The organism is Paenibacillus sp. J31R30 (genome assembly GCF_059692115.1).
This window is the reverse complement of record NZ_JCAUAV010000002.1, coordinates 411125-429521: the sequence shown is the minus strand read 5'-3', so window position 1 is coordinate 429521 and position 18397 is coordinate 411125. Positions and strand designations below refer to the sequence as shown.

The 18397-nt window shown below is 45.4% G+C and carries 17 protein-coding genes; 4 read left to right on the top strand and 13 right to left on the bottom strand.

What is annotated here, in order from left to right; translation table 11 throughout:
• Positions 1-20 precede the first annotated feature (20 nt).
• From pstB to AC58QO_RS07810, 4 genes are all read right to left on the bottom strand, one after another.
• Positions 21-788: a phosphate ABC transporter ATP-binding protein PstB gene (gene pstB / locus AC58QO_RS07825; RefSeq protein ID WP_497264739.1), complete on the bottom strand. Its 768-nt coding sequence runs from the start codon at positions 786-788 to the stop codon at positions 21-23.
• 3 nt (positions 789-791) lie between these two features.
• Complete coding sequence (gene pstA, locus AC58QO_RS07820; RefSeq protein WP_436237784.1) at positions 792-1649, bottom strand: phosphate ABC transporter permease PstA; 858 nt, start codon at positions 1647-1649, stop codon at positions 792-794.
• Positions 1646-2584: a phosphate ABC transporter permease subunit PstC gene (gene pstC / locus AC58QO_RS07815; RefSeq protein ID WP_497264738.1), complete on the bottom strand. Its 939-nt coding sequence runs from the start codon at positions 2582-2584 to the stop codon at positions 1646-1648. The genes pstA and pstC overlap by 4 nt, the downstream gene beginning before the upstream one ends.
• Positions 2585-2752: 168 nt before the next feature.
• Entirely contained in the window at positions 2753-3670 is a 918-nt protein-coding gene (locus AC58QO_RS07810) for a phosphate ABC transporter substrate-binding protein (protein ID WP_497264737.1), read from the bottom strand.
• 264 nt (positions 3671-3934) lie between these two features.
• Between AC58QO_RS07810 and AC58QO_RS07805 the strand changes: the two genes are divergently transcribed.
• Complete coding sequence (locus AC58QO_RS07805) at positions 3935-5863, top strand: methyl-accepting chemotaxis protein (protein ID WP_497264736.1); 1929 nt, start codon at positions 3935-3937, stop codon at positions 5861-5863.
• Between the two features lie 128 nt (positions 5864-5991).
• On the opposite strand, the gene motB is transcribed toward AC58QO_RS07805, so the two are convergent.
• Together motB and motA are read right to left on the bottom strand one after the other, a co-directional pair.
• Positions 5992-6798, bottom strand: coding sequence for a flagellar motor protein MotB (motB, locus tag AC58QO_RS07800; RefSeq protein WP_497264735.1), 807 nt, complete (start codon positions 6796-6798; stop codon positions 5992-5994).
• Entirely contained in the window at positions 6791-7588 is a 798-nt protein-coding gene (motA, locus tag AC58QO_RS07795) for a flagellar motor stator protein MotA (RefSeq protein WP_497264734.1), read from the bottom strand. The genes motB and motA overlap by 8 nt, the downstream gene beginning before the upstream one ends.
• Positions 7589-7947: 359 nt before the next feature.
• Here motA and AC58QO_RS07790 point away from each other — a divergent pair, with 359 nt between their 5' ends.
• Positions 7948-8820, top strand: a complete 873-nt coding sequence (locus AC58QO_RS07790) for an aldo/keto reductase (RefSeq protein ID WP_497264733.1) — start codon at positions 7948-7950, stop codon at positions 8818-8820.
• An 84-nt stretch (positions 8821-8904) separates the two neighbouring features.
• Here AC58QO_RS07790 and AC58QO_RS07785 read toward each other — a convergent pair whose 3' ends face one another.
• The 6 genes from AC58QO_RS07785 to AC58QO_RS07760 form a co-directional block, all read right to left on the bottom strand.
• Complete coding sequence (locus tag AC58QO_RS07785) at positions 8905-9402, bottom strand: metallophosphoesterase family protein (RefSeq protein WP_497264732.1); 498 nt, start codon at positions 9400-9402, stop codon at positions 8905-8907.
• Positions 9403-9545: 143 nt separating this feature from the next.
• A complete protein-coding gene (locus AC58QO_RS07780; RefSeq protein ID WP_497264731.1) occupies positions 9546-10307 on the bottom strand; it encodes a DeoR/GlpR family DNA-binding transcription regulator in 762 nt (253 codons plus the stop codon).
• A 9-nt stretch (positions 10308-10316) separates the two neighbouring features.
• Complete coding sequence (gene rhaB / locus AC58QO_RS07775; protein ID WP_497265444.1) at positions 10317-11819, bottom strand: rhamnulokinase; 1503 nt, start codon at positions 11817-11819, stop codon at positions 10317-10319.
• Entirely contained in the window at positions 11813-13033 is a 1221-nt protein-coding gene (gene rhaI, locus AC58QO_RS07770; protein WP_497264730.1) for an L-rhamnose isomerase, read from the bottom strand. The genes rhaB and rhaI overlap by 7 nt, the downstream gene beginning before the upstream one ends.
• A 26-nt stretch (positions 13034-13059) precedes the next feature.
• Positions 13060-15129 carry a bifunctional aldolase/short-chain dehydrogenase gene (locus tag AC58QO_RS07765; protein ID WP_497264729.1) on the bottom strand — a complete coding sequence of 690 codons (2070 nt, stop codon included), beginning with the start codon at positions 15127-15129 and terminating at the stop codon, positions 13060-13062.
• 359 nt (positions 15130-15488) lie between these two features.
• Complete coding sequence (locus AC58QO_RS07760; protein ID WP_497264728.1) at positions 15489-16118, bottom strand: SLOG family protein; 630 nt, start codon at positions 16116-16118, stop codon at positions 15489-15491.
• Between the two features lie 245 nt (positions 16119-16363).
• Between AC58QO_RS07760 and AC58QO_RS07755 the strand changes: the two genes are divergently transcribed.
• Both AC58QO_RS07755 and AC58QO_RS07750 read left to right on the top strand, forming a co-directional pair.
• Positions 16364-16798, top strand: coding sequence for a methylglyoxal synthase (locus AC58QO_RS07755; protein ID WP_497264727.1), 435 nt, complete (start codon positions 16364-16366; stop codon positions 16796-16798).
• 149 nt (positions 16799-16947) lie between these two features.
• Positions 16948-17328 (top strand): YmaF family protein, encoded by a 381-nt coding sequence (locus AC58QO_RS07750; RefSeq protein ID WP_497264726.1) that lies wholly within the window; start codon positions 16948-16950, stop codon positions 17326-17328.
• Positions 17329-17378: 50 nt separating this feature from the next.
• On the opposite strand, the gene AC58QO_RS07745 is transcribed toward AC58QO_RS07750, so the two are convergent.
• Complete coding sequence (locus tag AC58QO_RS07745; protein ID WP_497264725.1) at positions 17379-18395, bottom strand: dienelactone hydrolase family protein; 1017 nt, start codon at positions 18393-18395, stop codon at positions 17379-17381.
• Between the last annotated feature and the right edge of the window lie 2 nt (positions 18396-18397).

The window sequence follows — 18397 nt, the reverse complement described above, 5'->3', positions numbered from 1 at the left end:
AATCTCTCCCTTTGTGTGTTTTAGCCGAATCGTCCCGTAATGTAATCTTCTGTTCGTTGATCATTCGGATTCGTGAAGATTTTATCGGTTTGATCTGTTTCAACTAAATAACCGTTAAGGAAGAAAGAGGTCATATCTGATATTCTAGCTGCTTGTTGCATGTTGTGCGTCACGATAATGATCGTATACTTCTCTTTTAAGGTTTGTGTTAGTTCTTCAACTTTCAATGTTGAAATAGGGTCCAAGGCCGATGTTGGCTCATCCATCAACAGAACATCAGGCTCAACCGCCAGAAGTCGAGCAATACATAAACGTTGCTGCTGTCCACCAGATAATCCCATTGCAGACTTGTTCAGTCGATCCTTGACTTCATCCCAAAGTGCAGCTTGTACGAGACTGCGTTCTACGATTTCATCTAACACTGCTTTCTTCTTGATACCATGAATCCGCGGGCCATAGGCGATATTATCATAGATGCTCATTGGAAATGGATTTGGACGTTGAAAGACCATGCCTACACGCTTACGGAGCGAGACGACATCGGAATCAGATCCATAAATATTGTGTCCGTCCACAGCTACATTCCCTGTGATACGCACGCTGTCAATAAGATCGTTCATGCGGTTTAAGGTACGAAGGAAGGTAGATTTCCCACAACCGGAAGGACCAATCAACGCTGCAATGGTGCCAGTTTCAATACTTAAATCTACGTCGTGAAGCGCCTGATTATCACCATAAAATAAATTCAATTTCTCTGCTTTAATCTTATACTTCGTCGCAATAGCCATGTGTTATTTCCCCCCGGAAAGTCTTTTTTGTAAGATTCGACTTGGTATCGAAACCAGCAGATTGAAGATTAGGACAACAATTAGCAATAGAGCAGCACTGCCTTTAGCGATTTCTTTCGCATCTGGGACAAGTGATTCTGCACCGATGTACCAGAGATGAACAGAGAGCGTCTCTCCCATTTTGAGCGGATTGAAATCTGGAAAAAAGCGTGAAACCGACAACCCGGCTGTGTAGATGAGAATCGCTGATTCGCCAAGTGCACGACCGGCAATTAATGTGATTCCAGTAATCAGGTTTGGTAACGCTGCAGGTATTAATACTTTACGGATAGCCTGCCATTTCGTTGAGCCGAGTGCCAAACTAGCTTCCCAATAGGAATCAGGTACAGTACGAATAGCTTCCTCTGTTACACGAACCATGACGGGTAAATTCAGAAGTGCAACGGTGGCCGCGCCACCAATGATAGAAAATTTGAGCCCTAACAAATTAGCAAAAAGAAGAAAACCAAAAAGACCAAAAACGATAGACGGAACAGAAGAAAGTGCCTCAACAGAAATTCTGACGAGATCGGTGAACCAGTTTTTTTGCGCATAAATAGCTAAGTATATGCCTGAAAATAAGCCGATAGGAATCGAGATTACGAGCGATAGGAACAATACATAGAAAGAGTTGAAAAGCTGTGGCCCTACTCCTCCGCCGGCTTTGATCTCTTCTGGCTTACCGAAGATAAAATGCCAGGATAGGTGTGGAATGCCATCACCTAGTATTCGAACGAGAAACCATGCGAGAATCCCGATAATGATAATACCTGATGACCAGAAATAGATGGTTGCAATACGGTCCGTTGTTTTACTTGTCATTTAAGTTCACTCCTCTTGGCTACAATTCGAATAATAAGAATGAGAGATAAGGAGATGACAAGTAGAAGCAGCGCCATCAAATAGAGCGCATTGTTCCAAGTTGATCCGTAATTCGTATTCCCCATATCTTTCACGATCGCTGTTGTTAATACTGTGGTAGAGTCGAGAAGCGATTTAGGCATTTGAGGTGAGTTTCCGATGACCATGAATACCGCCATCGTTTCGCCAATCGCGCGGCCCATCCCAAGGATGATAGCTGTCAGAATACCAGGTCTAGCAGCTGGCAGTAGTACGCGCCACATCGTTTGCCAACGCGTTGCTCCTAAAGCAAGAGAGGCTTCTTCCAAACGGCCGGGAAGTGAACGAATCGCATCTTCAGAAATAGAGAGAATCGTTGGTAGAATCATAATGGCTAGGATGATAGCAGCTGGCAAGATACCATAGCCGATTCCGCCTGTTATTTTACCTAGTGCAGGGACAATGACGGTCATCCCGATAAGTCCGTATACGACCGAAGGAATCCCGACGAATAAATCCGTCGCAGGGCGCATGATCTCGCGCATCCATTTCGGTGCGATTTTGGCCATAAATAAAGCACCTGACAAGGCCAGTGGAACGGAAATGATAACAGCAACAAGGGTCATTAACAACGTGCTGTATAGAAAAGGAAACGCTCCGAATTTTTTTGAACCTGGTGTCCAATCGGTAGAGAAGAAAAATTCAATGGGACTTACATCTTGAAAAGTTTTAACACCTTGCATACCAACGAAGATAATGATAGAGAAAATGATCGCAGAAACTAAAGCAGCACTCCCTACAAACAACCACCTCATTATTTTATCTTGTCTATGCTGTCCTTGGGTCCATTTGGTAATGACTGGACGATTCTTCTCGTCCGCTTTAGAGCTGGTTAGTTGATCTACTATGGAATTCACTGCGTGATTCCCCTTTCTCTTCAATACACAAGACTTACTATTATTATAGGATGCGAATGTTTTTGGATCGTAAATGAATTGTTAAGGGAATGTAAAATGTTTATCGAAAATAAAAAAGAATGCTCGTCAAATTGCGAGCACTCTTAGTATGTTCTAACTATAAATTTATTATTTTTTTAACAAATCAGCTGGTAAGAATTTCAATTCACGAACTTGTTTTGCTTGGAATTCTTTGCTTGTGATATAAGCGATGAATGCTTTAGCTGGATCTTTTGCTTCACCTTTTGTATACATATGCTCAACACCAAACAATTTGTAAGTGCCGTTTTTGATGTTATCTTCAGTGAAAGCTACGCCGTCAAGTTTCAATGCTTTTACAGTATCATCGATATACGGTGTATCTACATAACCAATGGAACCGGATTGACCAACAACCGCTGTTTTCATTGCACCACTGTTTTCTTGTGTAATACCGTCTTTCGTGAATTCTTTGTTATCCAAAATAATTTGTTTAACTAGTGTACGGGAACCTGAGCTATCTGGACGGTGAACAAGAACGATTTTCGCGTCATTGCCGCCAACTTCTTTCCAGTTCGTGATTTTACCCATGTAGATATCAGCTGCTTGTTGTTTCGTTACGGAGTCTACTTTCACATCTTTGTTTACGATGAAAGCGAAAGGCGCGATAGCTACTTGGTGATCAACAAGACCTTTATCTTTATATTCAGCAGCAGGTTCTACGTCGGAGTTACCGATGTCTGAAGTTCCGTCTGCTACGTTTTTAATCCCTGTACCTGAACCACCAGCTGTTACGTTAACTGTAACTTTAGGGTTCTTTTCCATGAACTCAGTTGCTGCTTGTTTAACCAATGGAAGAAGTGCGCTGGATCCGGAAGCAGTTACCGTACCGCTTAGCTCTGTTTTAGGTGTTTCTGAAGGTTTTGCAGATGCTGCTACAGTTGCTGCTGGTGTTGCGGAAGCTGCACCTTTTGTATCTGTTTTCGCGCCGCAACCAACCAAAGACCCCATCATTAGTACCGCGGATAATGTAAATGTAATTCCTTTTTTCGACATGAAGTTAAACATTGTTAACATGTCCTCCTTTGAATGTATGTTGCTTGGATTTGGTTTTGTTCGATCCCCATCTTCTTGTGTGTGTCGAACGACCTTACTTCCATATGGTAACAAGCGAATGTTAAATCCAAACCATCGAAACGTAAACGTAATGTAAAACTTTCAATTTACGAATCGTTTACATAGTTCGACGCTCTAGTTAATAGTATTCGCCTATATTAATAAGAAGTTAGACGGAAAAATGTCTAAGCTTGTATATATATAGGAGGAATACATATGCGTATTATGTCATGGTCCAACTTTTCTATGCGTGCTAAATTGATTGCAAGCTTCAGCGGCGTATTGCTCATCTTTTTGGCCGTTGCCCTGTTCAATCTTCATCAGGTGACGCAGATAAAACAGCATATGACCGATCAGAATGATAAAGTTGATCTGAAAGTTATGGCACTTGAGCTTAAAAATATGGTGCAAGAAATGAACATCATTGCTTCTGGACTCGAGATTTCGAAGAAACCCCAATTTATCGAAAAGTACAATACGAAACGAAAGCCCTACAACGATCTTATTCAAAAGATTGGTGATACAGCGAGCACCCCGGATCAACAAAAATGGCGTAGCCTATTAATCCAAGCTTCTGTTGATTACATTAATAATTTCGATTCTGCGGCCAAAATGGTTCAGGATACAACTATGAAGCCAACCGATCTCCAGATCAATTTGTTGTATTTATATAGTGAATCGCAAGAGCTGAAAGATAAGATCTTTGAATTAGTTGATAAGTTTTATATCACTTATGCGGATGGCGCAGCACTGGCTATTGCCAGTTCCTCCAAAGCTCTCGATGAAAGCCGCACGATCATGTTAGTTGCATCAGCTCTCGTCTTCTTTCTAACCTTGGTCATTGCCTTTCTCATTATCACGTCGTTCACACGTCCAATCTCGATTCTGCAAAAGGCAGTCGCTCGTATTGCAAGTGGTGATTTAACGCATACCATTAACTCCTCTGCAAAAGATGAATTAGGTCAGTTAAGCAACAGCTTTGACCAAATGATTTTGCAGGTTCGTCTCATGCTTGGCGCAACGAAGGGCATTGCTTCATCTTTATCCGCTCACTCCCATGAATTTCATCGCTTCTCGCAGCTGACGGCTTCAGCCAATACAGATATCCTTAAAGCGATACATGAAATTTCAACAGGTGCTGATGAGCAAGCGATGAAAACAGAGAGCAGCTCGATTCTCATTTCTGAATTGGAAGATGAGATCCGCGACATTAGTGCGTATACGAATGAAATGAAACGCAGCAGCGACGAGGCTGCTGTCGGCACGCAGCAAGGTACTGCGTCCGTGCAGGCGCTGAAAGCATCGACCGCAGAGTCGCAGCTCCTGCTGCAGGTAGTAGACGAGGCGATGCAGACGCTCAGCGCCAGCTCGAAGCAGATCGGCGCCATCGTGCGCTCGATCACGGAAATTTCAACGCAGACGAATGTCCTAGCGTTGAATGCCGCGATCGAAGCGGCCAGAGCCGGCGTGCACGGCCGCGGCTTCTCTGTGATCGCGGACGAAGTACGCGAGCTGTCCCTGCAAACGAACGGATCGTCGAAGACGATCAGTGGCATCATTGGGACACTGCAGGGGCAGATTCAAGAGCTGCAGCACTCGCTGAGCGCTGCGCGTGAATCTGCGCTGACGCAGAGCAGCCACGTGGAGGAAACCTTCGGCTCCTTCAGTAGAATTGAGAAGTCGACGTTAGTCATCCGGGAGCAGATTGTGCAGATTCACCAGAAAATCGAGCAAGCCCAATCGAAAAACGATCACCTCGTCGAATCCATTCAGTTTGTCGCCGCTATTGCGCAGGAAACTGCTGCTGGCGTTGAAGAAGTCAACTCGACCAGCATCCAGCAGGACGCGTCGATTCGACGTATTGCCGAAGAATCAGATGATATTCTTGAGCTGTCTAGACAGTTATTTGCTGAGATTAGTAAGTTCAAAATAGCCGAAACTGTTTCTGCGGATGATGTTATACATAGCGATGCGGTTGAAGAAAACGTCGTGGAACATATCGTGGAACAAATCACGGCTATCGAAGTGGAACTGAGTTTAGAGCCCGCTTTCGAAAACCGTGATCTGGTGAAGCGTCAGGAGATTAAGAAGGTAGAGAAACAAGCAGAACTTATTGAAAAGAAAGAGTTAGTTGGGGTCAAATAACGACTGCAAACAACTGACGGCGGTCGGTCATTTTAATTCGGAGATATCGGACTAACGCTGTTTCCGGAAGCGGAGACCAAAATCAAAAGAGCTAAGCTGCTTTTAAATGCGCTTAGCTCCTTTACTATTTATTTCGCTATCTCATCTGTTGCCTTAACGTTGCGGAGAATACTTACTTCAACCCGGCGATTCTGCGATCTGCCATTTGTCGTCGCATTATCAGCTACTGGACGGTACTCGCCATACCCCACGGAGGAGTAAGACGCAGGCTGAATCTTCGTGTTGATGAGTAATATTTTCATAAAATTCACGGCACGCTTGGCGCTTAAATCCCAGTTGGTTTCGAAATCCGCTCTGTGAATCGGAATATTGTCGGTATGACCAGCCACCTCAACCTGATAGCCAGGATACTGCCCCAATAAATTCGACATTGATGCGGCAAGCTTTTGGGACTCTTGCTTAATGGTAGCCGAACCCGATTCGAATAACGCGCGATCACTAATCGTGATGGTTAGCTTCTCATTATCAAGCTTCGTTGTCAGCTGCTCGCTCATCTTATTTTCTTTAATATAAGCGTCCATGCTTTCTTTTAATTCCTTCAGATCCTTCTCTTCCTTCTGCAGCTTGGCTGCTAGCTGGCTTTCGGTCTTGGCCTCTTCCTTCGTAGGCGGATTCTGGTTCTTAAAATTGTTTTTCGTTGAATTCGCAGCATCTTCAATAGGAATTAAGTTGGACATGGCGAAAGGTGCTTCGCCCCCCGTGAACGCATTATTCAAAGAACGCATAATGGAGTCATATTTCTTGGAGTCAAGCTGACTAGAAGCAAAGAGAATAATAAAAAGGGCAAGGAGTAAAGTTAATAAATCCGCATAGGGAATGAGCCAGGTTTCATCAATATGTTCTTCATGATCCTCATGCTTCTTTTTTTTACTCACTACGCTGCGCCCCCTCAGCTCCATCTTCATAGGACTCGCGCTCTTTATTTGGAACGAATATCATCATTTTTTGCTTCACGGAATTCGCAGAAACGCCTGATTGGATAGAAAGCAAACCTTCAACAACCATTAGTTTAATTTCTACTTCCTTCTTGGACTTCATCTTCAACTTATTGGCAAAAGGGTGGAATACGACATACCCCAAGAAAATACCAAACATCGTGGCTACGAACGCCGCGGAGATCAAGTGCCCCAGCTTATCCACTTCACTCAAATTACCAAGAGCAGCAATAAGTCCAACTACGGCACCTAAAACGCCCAGTGTTGGTGCATATGTTCCCGCCTGTGTAAAAATGCTCGCAAATTTCTTATGTCTTGTTTCCATTTCGGCAATATCCTCTAAAAGCACATCTCGCACGAAATCAGGATCGTTACCATCGATAATCAGACGCATGCCGCTTTTCATAAAAGGATCTGAAAGCTCTTCCGCTTGCTTCTCTAGGGACAGCAGCCCCTCGCGGCGCGTAATACTCACCCAATTTACGAACATCTCGATCAATTCTTTTTTTGGTATATGATTCTGTTCGGTGAAAATTATTTTAACTAAGCTAGGTATCTTCTTTATCTCTTCAAGTGCAAAAGCATTGAACAACGCTGCAGCTGTTCCACCGAAAATGATTAATGCTGCCGCTGGATTTAATAAGGCAACTAGACTTGCTCCTTTTAGTACCATGCCAACACCGATCGATACTCCCGCCAACACAACACCAATGATTGTTGATTTCTCCATCCTTATGCACCTCTTAAGTAATCTATTTGTCTTCCTATATGTACATGAACTTATGAGATCAAGCTTTTCGACAATTAGTGAGTCTTCATCTATTTAATAATAAGTTTATTTTGTCGATACCACAATCCTTTTCCACCAATAAATAGGACTAAAGTCCCCCTCGTTCATAAATTCGATCCATTTAGGTCGAATCTTGACGATTCTTTCTTCTCTTTAAAGTTACATATCGGTGGAAGCTATTCCTGCTTGATTCGCTCTCACTTACGGAAATTCAATCATTCGTGGTAAAATTGGTATGTCTTGCTATTCAATTAGGGAACGCTAGGACAGACTAAAATCAACATGCCATTGTAGGAGGAATGATTGGATTGGAGAAAAGACCTTTTGGTTCGACGGGAACCCATGTCCCACTATTAAGCTTTGGCGCACAGCGGATTGTGGATGAACATAACTGCACGGAGGAACAAGCCATTCAAATTGTGAATCGTGCGATTGATGAAGGAATTACATATTATGATACAGCTCCTAGTTACTCCAAAGGTCAATCCGAAGAACGTCTCGGTAAAGCATTGGCTCTGCATAAACGCAGGGATGAGGTATGGATTGCCACCAAGACCAATGATCGCACGAGAGATGGCTCCTTGCGGCTTCTCGAAGAAAGTCTGAAACGTCTGCAAACCGATCATGTTGAGGAATGGCGTCTACATAATATTATGAAAATGGAAGAACTGGAGCAGTGTTTCGCCAAAGGCGGCGCTCTTGAAGCCCTAATTGAGGCCAAAGAACAAGGCATGATCAAGCATATCTCGATCAGTGGCCATACCAATCCTCAAGTTCAACTTGAGGCGATTGATCGCTATCCGTTCGATAGCGCGCTCGTCGCACTCTCTGCGGCTGATCATCTCGTCTATAGCTTCGCTCATGAATTTCTGCCGAAGGCAGGTGAGAAAGGCATCGCCATCATCGGGATGAAGGTCATGGCACTCGGTAAATTAGCACCTTGGTACGAGAAGGCTCTCCGTTACACACTATCCTTGCCCATCTCAACGGCTATTGTTGGCATGGAGTCGATGGAACAGCTCGAACAGAATCTTGCGATTGCTAAAAATTTTACGCCAATGACCGATCTCGAGCAGCTCGATTTCCTCAAGGAGATCATGCATCTGGCGAACCCGGATGTACTCAAATGGAAAACCACAGATTGGGTTTCCGGCGAATGGTATGTGCGGTAGCAACTATAAAAGCCCGATAAGCTCAAACTGAGCCTATCGGGCTTTTGTTTACCGGGTCCAACTTACAAGCTTACAACAGCAGACCTATTCTTTGGAATCGTAATAGAAATGCTCGGCCTTCCATTGCTCCCCTAGTTGAAGAATGCCATACGAGTAGCGAGGCTGTCTTCTTTTATCCGTGGGTGAACCGGGATTGAATAGGATCGTCCCTTGAACATTTTGTAAATAGGGAATATGCGAGTGTCCAAAGATCACCATATCGGGGCGCTCAGCTTCGAATGCCTCACGTGCTCTCTCTTCTGTCGTTTTTCGGAAGCCATCCCCATGGATAAGTCCTACGCGGAAATTACCGAAGGTTAATAGTTTCTTTGTCCCAAACCTCTGCACAATATCTTCACCATCATTATTACCAGCCACGGACTCACACGGCGCAATCTGCTCGACAAGCTCGATGACATGCTCACTCACCCAATCCCCCGCATGAATAATAAGATCAACACCATGTAAGCCTGCTATAAGAGCATCGGGCAGCTTCTGTGCACGGTAGGATAAATGCGTATCTGCTATAACACCTATTCGCATCGCTTTTCACTCCTTCCAACATGAACTAATCATTAAGGATATACTAGACAGGAAAGAGTAGGAATGCAAATAAGTTTTGGGATCCGTGTGTCAAAACGCAACCAGCCGCCCCACATTTCGTGGAACGGCTGATAACGTTCATGCTAATCCAGCTGACGCACTTGCACGCCTTTATCACGAATGCGCTCCAGCGCATCCTTACTCGTCATACGATCCGTAATGACATGTTGAATCTCCGACCAACCTGCCACTTGCGTCAAAGCCTGCGTGCCGAATTTACTATGATCGGCCAGCAGATAGGTTTCGTCTGCGATGCTGATCATTTTGCGCTTAATCAGCGCTTGAAGCTCATTCGATTCGCTAATCCCTCGCTGAACATGTACCCCTTTGCATGAAAGAAAAAGCTTATGCGCATGGTACATATCCAAGGATCTTTCCGATAAAGGACCCACGTAAGATAAGGATTTCGGAGAGAGTAAGCCGCCTGTCGAGATGACCTGAATCTTCTCCTTGCCGCTTACCTCAAGTGCAACCTTCATCGAGTTGGTGATGATGGTAATCGCCATATCGGGAATCATTTTCGCCATATACCAAGCCGTGGTACTCGCATCGAGAATGATGCGGTCCCCCTCCTGAATATGTGAAACAGCTTCCTTCGCAATGCTGTTCTTGAAATCCGCGTGCGCCGTCTCCCGCTCCATGAACGGAACTTCGGTCTGCGCTTCCTTCACGCTAACCGCACCGCCATGACTGCGCATGAGCTTGCCTTCTGCCTCTAACCGATCCAAGTCACGTCGAATCGTTTCCTCTGTAACCTGACACAGCTCGCTAAGCTCGGTCACGCGAATGCTGCCTCTTTCATTTACCAATTGAACGATTCTCTGCCATCTTTCCGCTACCAGCATCGTTACCCCTCATTTCACCGTCGATCGGGAGGCCACTTCACAAAACACTGTATACGCCGCCTGCCAACCCGCCTCATCCTCTGGATGATACGTTTTGACCGGGAACGAATTCCGAATCAGCTTCCTGGCTTCGCGCAAATTCGCGATATACCCTAGTGCTATCCATTGTACTACAAGGTTTCCTAAGGCACTACCCTCTACCGGGCCCGCCCACACCTCGCGCTGTGTAGCATTAGATGTGAATTGGCAAAGCAGCTCGTTCTGAATTCCGCCGCCGACGATGTGAAGTCCGCGATATGATTTACCTGAAAGCAGCTCCGTACGTTCCAAAATAAAGCGATATTTCAGCGCTAAGCTCTCCATGATGCAGCGCACGATCTCGCCATCGGTTTGCGGCACAGTCTGCCCAGTTTCACGACAATACTGTTGGATTTGCTTTGGCATATGAGCAGGATTAAGGAACATATCATCATCCGGATCAATGAAGAATTGGAATGGCTTCACGGCTTCCGCTTGCTTCACAAGTTCAGCGAAGCTGGCCGTTTTGCCTTCCTTTTCCCACGTCCGCTTACATTCTTGTATGAGCCATAGGCCCATGATGTTCTTCAATAAGCGATTCGTGCCGTACACGCCGCCTTCATTCGTGAAGTTCCATGCTAACGCTTGTTCCGTTAGAACAGGCTTCTCCGTTTCAGTTCCCAGCAAAGACCACGTCCCGCAGCTGAGGAACGCAAAGTCATCATCTAGCGCAGGAACGGCTACGACAGCGGATGCGGTATCATGCTCGCCAACCGCAATCACAGGAATGGAAGGAACATCCAGTTCATCACAAACAGCTGGGCTGAGTGCTCCTACGCGTGTTCCCGAAGCAACGGGCGGCAGGAAGATCTGTTCCGGAAGCCCAAGCTGATCGATGAGCGCTGTGTCCCACGTTAAGCTAGTCGCATTAAACAACTGCGTCGTCGTTGCATTGGTGTATTCGCTATGCTTTTCACCAGTTAAGAAGTAACGAAGCAGGTCCGGAATCATCAGAAACGTAGCTGCCCGGTTCAGCAAGTCGGGATTGTTTTTTTGAAGCGCATACAGTTGGAAAATGGAGTTGAATTGCAAAAACTGAAGACCCGTAGCGGCATACAGCTTTTCACGACCCACTTCTTCTATCACTTTATCCATGAGATCATCCGTGTGATGATCCCGATAATGATAAGGATTGCCCAACAGCTCGCCGTTAGCAGCCAAAAGCCCGAAATCAACCGCCCACGAATCAATCGCCAAGCTTTCGATATTGGAATAGCCCAGATGCTTTGTTTGTAAAATGCCTTGCTTCAGTTCATGAAGCAACCGCAAAATGTCCCAGTGCAGGTGGTTGCCCACCTGCACGGGATCATTCGAAAAGCGGTGAATTTCCTCGATCGTGATCCGGCCCGCTTCAGAATCAAGACGTCCGACGATCGCTCTGCCGCTGCTTGCTCCCAAATCAAAGGCTAGAACTGTCGATGGTGTACTCACCAGCTTGCACCGCCCTTGCCACGCGCGTTGATTTTCTCGTCGTAGCCGCTTGCCAAGTAAGCCTTCATTGGGTCAACTGGAACGCCAATTTCTTCACGTACCGCTTGAAGTAGAGGCGTAACATCGAATTCAAATGCTTTGCGAACCGCATCCTCTGCGCCCAAAACATCTTGATTCTCTTGCGCAGCTCTAACTTCTTCAAGGTTAATAAGAAGTGCTTTCGCGTATTGCGTTTGTACGTTAAGTACGGAACGCAGCATCGCTGGGATTTTACGCTCAATGTTATGGCTTTGGTCGATCATATACGCAATGTTGTCAGCTGCTTGACGAATCTGTGGATTCTTATCATTCGCTGCATCAATGATTTGATAGAAAATCAGGAACAATTCATACGGATTCACAGATCCAACGATCAGATCATCATCCCCATATTTACGGGAGTTGAAGTGGAAGCCGCCTAGTTTATTTTCATCCAACAAGTACGTCACGATGTGCTCGATATTCGTTCCTTGCGGGTGATGTCCTGTATCCACAAGCACTTCCGCTTGCGAACCCAATTTGTTAGCCAAATTGAACGCCATGCCCCAGTCAGCCAGATCCGTGTGATAGAACGCAGGCTCATAGAACTTGTATTCAATCAACATACGCATGCTTGGTGACATTGCATTGTACATTTCTTTCAATGATTCATACATCCATGCTTTACGCGCACGGATATCCACTTGACCTGGATAGTTGGAGCCATCTGCAAACCACAAGCTTAACACATCGGAGCCTACGGTTTTGGCAATGTCTACGCACTCCAATAGGTGGTCCGTTGCTTTGCGCCGAATCGCTGCGTTGGAGTTCGTTACACTACCGAAGATGTAGTCATCTTCTTGGAAAAGGTTCGGGTTTACCGCACCGATGGATACGCCAAGATCTGATGCATGCTGTTTCAGCTTTGCGTAATCATCCACTTTATCCCACGGGATGTGGATCGCAACCGACGGGCAAACACCCGTCAGCTTGTGTACTTGTGCCGCATCTTCGAATTTCTCGAAGGGATTACGTGGCACACCTGTTTGTTTGTAGACTTTGAAGCGCGTCCCAGAGTCTCCGTAGCCCCATGAAGGCGTCTCAACTTTAAGGGCTTTTAGCTTCGCTTTTACAGCTGAAATATCAATGCCTCTCAAGGCTTGTTGTTCTTCGAATAATGCGTAGGCTTTATCGCTCATCGGTTTGTTGCCTCCTATTAGGTGAATTAGCGCGTGAAGGCAGCAGGTACGCCACCATCAACAGTGATCATGCAACCCGTTGTTTTAGCTGCTTTGGATGATGCGAAGTATACGATCGCTTCTGCCACATCTTTCGGGAAAATGTTAACGAGCAATGTCGTTCTTTTACGGTAGTGCTCTTCCAATTGATCCGGTTCGATTCCGTAAGCTGCAGCACGTTCATTGCGCCAGTTGGAGTTCCAAATTGCGGAGCCTTGCAGAATCGCATCTGGCAATACGGAGTTCACGCGAATTCCGAATTCGCCGCCTTCTGCCGCGATACAACGAGCCAAGTGGATCTCTGCTGCTTTTGCAGTGGAATATGCAGAAGCATTTTTCCCTGCGAATATGGAGTTTTTGGAACCAACGAATACCATGCTCCCGCCAACTTTTTGTGTTTTCATAATTTTAAACGCTTCTCTTGCTACAAGGAAGTAACCTGTGCTAAGCACGTTCATGTTCAAGTTCCACTCTTTCAGGGATGTTTCGTCAAAAGGACTGGAAGTCGCAAGACCCGCGTTATTCACGATAATATCGATTCCGCCAAAGCTTAGGATAGATTCGCGGAATGCCGCTACAACTTCTTCTTCCTTCGTTACGTCCATGCGAACTGCAATTGCTCTGTTTTCGCCATATTGTTCGTTCAATTCTGTTGCAAGCTTCTGTGCACCTTCGAGATTAAGATCAGCTAGTACGACGTGTGCGCCGTCTTTCAAGAATTGACGAGCTGTAACGCTTCCGATTCCGCCTGCGCCGCCAGTAATGAACGCGATTTGACGAGAGAATTCAGCTTCAGCTGGTGCCAATGTTAATTTATAAAGTTCAAGAGGCCAGTACTCCACATTGTAAGATTCATTTTCGCTTAGGGATACGAACGTTCCAAGAGCTGTAGCGCCTCTCATAACGGAAATCGCACGGTGGTAAAGCGCGCCGCTAATTTGTGCCATTGCCCAGCTTTTACCTGTGTTGATCATCCCGATTCCTGGAATCAAGATTACACGCGGAGCTGCTTCATTGATAACGTCGCCTTCATTTTTGTTACGGTCAAAATAAGCTTTGTACTCTTCTTTGTAAGCTTCGATACCGGCTTTAAGAGCTTCAGTCAAGGAAGCTGCGTCACCCGTTGTCGGATTCCAGTCGATATAAAGTGGCTTCATTTTCGTATGAACAAGGTGGTCCGGGCAAGCTGCACCAACTTGGGAAAGAACAGCAGCATCACGGCTATTTACAAATTGAAGTACATCGTCTGCACTGTCAATTGTGAGGATCATTTTCTTCTCGTTGCTTACTGCACCGCGAACGATAGGTAGAACTTGTGCAAGAAGCTCGTTGCGAGTTTCTACACTTAGTGATTCATATTTGGAGCCGCCATATAGGTTCGCTTCGTTTACGCGAGCTTCGATGAAGCTTGCAGCTTCATTAATGATGGCAATTGTTTTGAGGTAGCTTTCTTCGGACGTTTCGCCCCAAGTTACAAGACCATGTTTCTCCATAAGGACAAGCTCAGCTTTTGGATTGTTGCGAACGCCATCAGCGATCATTTTGGAAAGTGTAAAGCCAGGACGTACATAAGGTACCCACACGAAACGGTCGCCGTAAATTTCTTTTGCAAGCTCACGTCCATTGTGTGCGCAGCATAGCGAGATAATCGCATCTGGATGCGTGTGGTCTACGTTTTTGAATGGTAAGAAAGCATGTAAAAGCGTCTCAATGGAAGCACGCGGGTGCTTGCTGTCGATCATACAGTTCGCAAGGTAAGCAACCATTTCTTCATCGGACATTTCGTCACGCTCGATCAAAGGACGAATATCTTCCATGCGAAGACCTGTGAAATTCTTTGCTTTCATCGTTCCAAGGTCAGAACCGCTTCCTTTGACCCACATCACTTCAACATCGCGACCACGGAAATCTTTCTCGATCGTTTTGTAAGAGGTGTTGCCGCCGCCCCAATTACAAACAGCGCGATCCGTTCCTAATAAATTCGAACGATAAACAATTTCCTCTACGCCTTTCGATACTGCATTCGCTTTTGAAGCTTCCCATAAATTCGCAACCATTTAAGTACCCTCCTAAGTTTTACATCCCATGAGTATGTGTTTGTTTTTGATGGTTTCATCGTAACACATCTTTGTTTATTTTTGAATAATTATTTTTATCTTTGTTTTTCTTTCCTTTTTTTCTAGTTAAAATGAAGAAAAGGACTGCTCTCAATGGTATTCACCATGAGAGCAGCCCCGTATGCGATCAATAACTGGAAAACTACATCTAATTTCAGCTGAAAACGTTGATTACACTTAAACATTGAAAAATAGTCACATATTTTCCCGAAGGTCAGCATGTGCAAGCAGTTGGTGCGGACAGTTAGAAGGAGCAGGCAGCTAATGAGTAAACTCAGCATGCATGGACAGTCGCCCAGTTAAATATCATCATCAAAATGCCACTTGTCCCCGCCACTGCTGCTTGATTCTCCCGTCATGTCAACCTGCATATCGCCAACGTAATCTCCCTGCTCATCTTCGGCTACATTTTGCAAATCAAAGGCGTTGATCGTCATGATCGGATATGTATGATGCGCGGCGATTTGAACTGCCTGCAGCTTCATGAACTTCGGTGAGCCTTCTGTTTCTTCGTCATAGACAAGCAGGATACCGTCCGAGTTACGGAGTAGAAACTTGTCTCGTTCTTTGAACTGCCAAGGCCCCTCGTATTTCGTCTTCGTGATGCTGTTCACGTAATTGGCACGCTGTAAGACGCTGGCGTAGCAGCCTTTCTTATCATCGCTCCACTTCTCTTCCTGCTCTAGAAATGGCGTGATCACCGCTAGCTTCACCTCGGGATGGGTACTCTCCCGCAGATCGAGCACAGCCTCAGCCGCCCACAGCTCAACTCCCCACTGACCACTAACAACAACCCATTCAAGTCCGTCATCCAACAAGGCGATGAGTCGTTTTTGAATCGCTTTTTTAATAATCGGAATGCCAGGATGCTTCAGTGAGAAAATGCCTAACTCATTCGCTTTATATCCTGTAATGAGTACTCGTTTCAACGAACTCACCCCCTTATTGATCATCCTAACAGGTTAGCATAGATGGATCTAATTAGGAAGAACCACATAAACCAGGCAAATTAATGTTAGTTAATATAACATTAATTTTATTTTATTCGAATAATAGACATATTATTGACTGAAATATTCAAAATAATGATTGAATTTTTAAATAAACTGAGTTACTCTGTATTCAACACATAAATTAACGTCAACTAATATGACATAAAAGGGGCGGAGAGAAAATGAATATTGCACTTGTTGCACATGATGTGTACAAAAACTTGCTCGTGGACTTTGTTATTGCTTATAAACATATTTTTCAAAAGCACCAGCTTTATGCTACAGGAACAACCGGAAGACGAATCAGTGAAGCCGCCAAGCTCGATGTGATTCGCTTACGTTCAGGTCCATTTGGTGGCGATCAGCAGATTGGTGCGATGATTGCGATGGATGATATTGATTTGCTCATCTTCTTTCGCGATCCCATATCTGCTTTAGGGCATGAACCTGACATTACCGCGCTCCTTCGCCTCTGCGATGTTCAACAGATCCCGCTAGCTACCAATGTAGGTACCGCAGAAATGCTCATTAGAGCCATGGAAAGTGGCTTCCTCTCCTGGCGCGAAGAAATTCGCAAGTATAATTCTCCCCGGTTGAATGGTACGGATCACAAATAGTCGAATCAAGAAATGTTACAATGCCTCAAATCTAACCTCACCCTTTCAATAAATAAGCTGTATTTTGAATTGTGTTAGCCATACGACCAAGCCAGTCCACACTGACTTGCATACATTAATATCATCTCGTTTCGAAAGGATGATAGCTAATGGCAAGAATCAAACAAGGCTCCGGCGGGCCGGTACAATTCAGACATCGCATGGAGGGCTTGACGTCACGTGTACAAAATCATCGACACTCCTTCGGTAATTTAAGTGATATTGTGATCCCTGAGGATGGCAGACACCGCCACACCTTCCAAGGCATTACGACAACTGCTGACGGGCATCGTCATTCCTATTCAGGTCGTACAGGCCTTAACATCGGTACTGGACCAAACCATTTTCATCGTTTTCAAATTTTAACAAACATTGCAGATGGACATCGCCACGTTATTTCCGGCAGAACAACAGGTGTCATTCGTCTTGGAGTCGTGGTTGGACACAAGTTGATCATTGAGAGTATCGTTCGTCAAAGCGTAAGTAAATGATAAAAAAGACTACTGAACAATGTTCAGTGGTCTTTTTTGTCGTTTACATTTCACAGATTTTTAACCAACCATGGGTACGCCTGACTCCCGTTAACCTCATGAACACCCTCATACAAATGAACGCCTAATCGTTTACCAGCACCAGCCTCCGCGTACACGCGCTCCAAATAGGAAACGGCTGCCTCCACTGTTTCAATGGGGAAAATCGGATCCTGTCTGCCCGAAGCAATGAACAAGGGGCGCGGGGCAAGCAAGCCAATTAACTCAGGAAGCTCCGCAAATTCAAGCACACCTGGTACATAATTATCGATGCAATGCCGAACCCCCATGATGCTGCCCTTGAAAGTATTCGTGAATGCACACAGGACTGTAGCCTGAATACGTTCATCAATGGCAGCAGTATAAGCAGCAAGCAGTCCGCCTCCAGAGAAGCCGAAACAACCGATACGACTAGTATTAATATCCTCGCGCGTCACCATGTAATCCAATGCACGAATAGCTTCTTGTACGCGCAATCCAGCAAGGGAGATGCCATATAACAAAAGATGTGAAGCGAGCGTCTGGCAAGAATTATTGCCAACTTGCCCATCCCGCTGGTCAGCTTCCAATCGCCGATCACCAAATCCAAGAATTTCGGGAACAACGACCACGAAGCCGCGCTTAACCAGCTCTAAGGCATAGTTACCGTGAAGGTCCGGCGCCCCCGTATGTTCAGTTCCATCTGCACGCAAACCAACGATCTGCCTACTCCCGAAGCCATGCCCATGCAAAGCGAGTACGGCTGGCGCCTTACCCGCAACTCCCTTAGGCAGCAATACATAACAAGGGACTCGAAATCCATAAAGTGATCCGAATTCGATTCGTTCACGAGTATGATCTTCGAGTTCCACACGTTCAAGAAGAACAGGACGAAGCTCGTCCTGTCCTTCTATCGGCATTGATAAAGTGCTCGCCAAACGCTCTTTCAATTGTTCCTTCGTCAATTCTGCCCACTCAGCACGCTGCTGCGCACGTTTCAATTCGAAAGAACGATACAGATTTTCCATACTAGCGTCCGGATTCCACATCC